The organism is Sphingomonas sp. FUKUSWIS1, assembly GCF_000733135.1.
Classification (GTDB): Bacteria; Pseudomonadota; Alphaproteobacteria; order Sphingomonadales; family Sphingomonadaceae; genus Sphingomonas; species Sphingomonas aerolata.
Genome location: NZ_JPJC01000240.1, coordinates 5,353 through 8,978 on the forward strand (window position 1 = coordinate 5,353; position 3,626 = coordinate 8,978).

General features: G+C 68.3%; 4 protein-coding genes. 3 read left to right on the plus strand and 1 reads right to left on the minus strand.

Annotated elements, in window-relative coordinates; all coding sequences use genetic code 11:
• The 3 genes from sphsw_RS20590 to sphsw_RS14850 all read left to right on the plus strand — a co-directional run.
• Positions 1–753, plus strand: a 753-nt coding sequence (locus sphsw_RS20590) for an EscU/YscU/HrcU family type III secretion system export apparatus switch protein (protein WP_031441302.1), incomplete at its 5' end; no start/stop codon positions are given.
• 51 nt (positions 754–804) lie between these two features.
• Positions 805–2,319, plus strand: coding sequence for a flagellar filament capping protein FliD (gene fliD, locus sphsw_RS14845; RefSeq protein WP_031441303.1), 1,515 nt, complete (start codon positions 805–807; stop codon positions 2,317–2,319).
• A complete protein-coding gene (locus sphsw_RS14850) occupies positions 2,319–2,711 on the plus strand; it encodes a flagellar export chaperone FliS (protein WP_037528697.1) in 393 nt (130 codons plus the stop codon). Before fliD ends, sphsw_RS14850 begins: the two co-directional genes overlap by 1 nt.
• 4 nt (positions 2,712–2,715) lie before the next feature.
• Here the strand turns inward: sphsw_RS14850 and sphsw_RS14855 are convergent.
• Positions 2,716–3,626: zinc transporter ZntB (locus sphsw_RS14855; protein WP_031441305.1), on the minus strand; the 911-nt coding region annotated here is incomplete at its 5' end.

Sequence of the window (3,626 nt, forward strand, 5' to 3'; positions counted from 1 at the left end):
TCGGGTCTCAAGCGGATCTTCGGCCCGACCGGCTGGATCGAGCTCGGCAAGTCGCTGCTCAAGGTCGCATTGCTCGGCACGATCGGCGGCTGGATGCTGTGGCAGGCGTCGCACACGACGATGGGTCTCGCCTCGTCCGCCGATCTCAACCAGGCGCTGACGACGCTTGGCGGGACCTTCTCGTCGATCCTGATCGCGATGGCGTTCGGGCTCGTCGCGATCGCCGGGATCGACGTGCCGATCCAGATCATCCGCCGCCTCGGCAAGATGCGCATGTCGAAACAGGAGGTGAAGGACGAGCACAAGGACAATGAGGGCAATGCCGAGGCCAAGGGCCAGCAGCGCGCCAAGATGCGCGCGATGGCCAGCGGCAACATGCGCAAGTCGGTCGGTGAGGCGCACGTCATCCTGACCAACCCGACGCATTTCGCGGTCGCGCTGCGCTACGACCGCGGCAAGGACCAGGTGCCCGTCGTCGTCGCCAAGGGCCGCGGCGCGACCGCGCTGGCGATCCGCGAACTCGCCGCGGAGACCCGCGTACCCGTGCTCGAATATCCGCTGCTCGCGCGTGCGGTCTATTACACGAGCAAGGAGAACCAGGAGGTTCGCGACGACCTGTACATGGCGATCGCGACCGTCCTCGCCTTCGTGTTCGGGCTGAACGCGGCGGCGGGTGGCACGCCGATGCCGCAGCCCGCGATCACCGTGCCGGTCGATGCGCGGTTCGACGAAAACGGCGTGAAACTTCCCTAAAGATCCGGCGGCCGCGGTCGTTATTCCATTCGAGCGCGCAAGGATTCCGGCATGGCAATTTCGACGACGAGCAGCACCGCGACGCCGACCCCGGCGGCCACGCCGACGCCGACCGCGGCGAGCGTGACGAAGAACGCGGCGCAGTCGCTGCTGACCTCGCTCAATGCCGGCTCGGGGATCGACACCGCAAGCCTGGTGCCCTCGCTGGTCGAGGCGCAGTTCGCGGCCAAGACCGCGCAGCTGACCGCCAAGTCGAAGACGATCACCACGCAGATCTCGGGGCTCGCAACGCTGAAGAGCGCGATCTCGGGCTTCTCGACCGCCTATGCCGCGCTGGTGAAGGGCGGCACGCTGACCAGCCAGCCGACCAGCTCCAACAGCGCCGCGCTCGGCGTCAGCGCGCTGCCGGGCGCGAAGGTCTCGGGGCTGTCGTCGACCATCTCTGTGAACCAGCTCGCCGCCGCGCAGACCATCCGCACCACCGCCGCGGTCGCCGATCGCACCGCGGTGATCGGCTCGGGCAGCTTCACGCTCAACTTCGGCACCGCCACCTATGACGCGGCAGGCACCAAGATGACCGGCTTCACCGCAGGCGGTGGCACCGCGGTGACGATCGACGTTACCGACGCCAGCCTCGACGGGATCGCCGCGGCGATCAACGCGAAGGGCGCAGGCATCACCGCCTCGGTCGTGACCGATTCGAACGGCAGCGCCTATCTGTCGATGAAGGGCGCGACCGGCGCATCGCAGGCGTTCACGATGACGGCGACGACCGATACGAGCGGCAAGCTGGCCGCCTATAATGTCGGTCCCGGCGCGACCAACACCAGCGTCACGGCGGCTGCACAGAATGCCAAGCTGACCGTCGACGGGATCGCGGTCGAGCGCGCGAGCAACACGATCAACAACCTGGTGACGGGCGTCAAACTGCAGCTCAACGCCGTGTCGACCGGCCCCGTCACGCTAGGCAGCACGACGCCGACCAGCGCGCTGTCGCAGGCGGTATCCGACGTCGTCGAGACCTATAACCAGGTCATGGCGACGCTGACCGAGCAGACCGACCCGGTGACCGGCGTGCTGCGCGCGGACCCGGCGGCGAAGACGCTGTTGTCGTCGCTCAAGGCGCTGACGCTGGCGCCGCTGTCGGGCGACACCGGTGGCGGCAGCCCGACGACGCTCGCGCAGATCGGCGTCGCGACCAATCGTGACGGCACGTTGCGCGTCGATGCCGCCGCGCTGTCGAACGCGATGTTGACCAATTCGACCGCGATCGAGACGATGCTGAACGGCTCGGCGGACGGCAAGGCCGGGCTTGGCGCGGTGCTGAACGCGATCACGACCAGCGCGACCAACACGACGATCGGGCTCGGCGCCTCGCAGACGCGCTACACCGCGGCACAGTCCGCGATCGCCGATGCCGAGGCCAAGATCGCGGATCAATCCGCGGCGATGACCACCCGCCTGACGCAGCAATTCTCGAGCATGAATTCGCGCGTGTCGTCGTACAAGTCGATCCAGAGCTTCCTCACCAACCAGATCGCCGCCTGGAACAAGAGCGACTCGTGATGTACGCAACCACCCTCACACGCGACCCGTTCGCCACCTATCGCCAGATCGACGCGGTCGGCCGCACCACGACCGATGGCCCGGGCCTCGTCCAGCTGCTCTACAAGGAACTCGTCGCGGCGCTGCGTGCCGCCGCCTGGGCCTCCGACAACCGCCAATATGCGACCAAGAGCGACCGCGTGACGCGCGCGACCGCGATCCTGTTCGCGCTCGAAGCGGGGCTCGATTTCGACCGCGGCGGCGCGGTGTCGGAAACGCTCGCGCGGCTCTATGCAGGCGCGCGCCGGACGATCGTCGACGCCTCGGTCGGCCAGGACGGCTCGGTCTTCCGCACCACCGCGGACACGCTCGACGAGATCGCGCAGGCCTGGCGCACCGCCAGCGCGGCCTGAGCCGCTACCGTTCGAACCAGTGCCGCTGGACGAAGTAGATCACGATACCCAGCGCGATCACCAGGCAGCCGCCCGCGATCGCATCGAACGCCCAGGGCTCTTCGGCAAAGGGCAGCCCCTTCACGTTCATCCCATACAGCCCGGTCAGGAACGTCAGCGGCAGGAACACCATCGCCGCGACCGAGATGATCAGCGAGCGATTGTCGATCTGTTCCGCGCGCAGGTCGGTCAGCGCCTCGTGCGTCAGCGCGGATCGCTCGCGGATCGATTCGAGCTCCTCGGCCATCCGCGCCGCGCGGTCCGCCGCCGCCGCCAGGTGCAGCCGGTCGTCGTCGCGCAGCCAGTCGCCGGGCAACGCAGCCAATTTCTCGAGCGCGGCACGCTGCGGATTGAGAAACCGGCGATAGCTGATCGCCGCCACGCGGACCTCACTGACGGTGCGGCGCAGGGCGAAGACATGCTTGGCGTCGAGCCGCTCCTCGCAATCGTCGAGCTCGTCGCCCAGCGCCGCCACCTCGGGGTCGAGATCGGTGGTGATGGCGGTCGCGAACGCGGTGATCAGGTCGCCGGGATCGCGCACCCGCCCCGCCTCAACCTCTTTTTCAACCAGCGGGATCGCGACCAGCGGCTTGCGCGTCAGCGAATAGACGCGTCCCTTGACCACCCAGATGCGCAGCGACGCGAGCAGGTCGGACGAATCCATCTCCTCGTTCGTCCGCCCGCGCAGGTTGAGGAACGCCCCCTCGCCGACCGCCTCGCAACGCGGCCGCGTCTCGGTCGCGGTCAGTGCGTCGATCACATAGGATTCGAGCCCGGCCTCGTTGCGAAGCCAGGCCTGCGCCTCGTCCTCGGTGGTCGACAGATGGACCCAGACCAGGTCACCGCTCGCGGCGGGCGCCGCCTCGACCGCGAGCC

What these genes read in the sequence shown, in the direction of transcription:
- fliD (WP_031441303.1), top strand. Translation starts at nt 805, where the DNA reads ATGGCAATTTCGACGACGAGCAGCACCGCGACGCCGACCCCGGCGGCC.
- sphsw_RS14850 (WP_037528697.1), top strand. Translation starts at nt 2,319, where the DNA reads ATGTACGCAACCACCCTCACACGCGACCCGTTCGCCACCTATCGCCAG.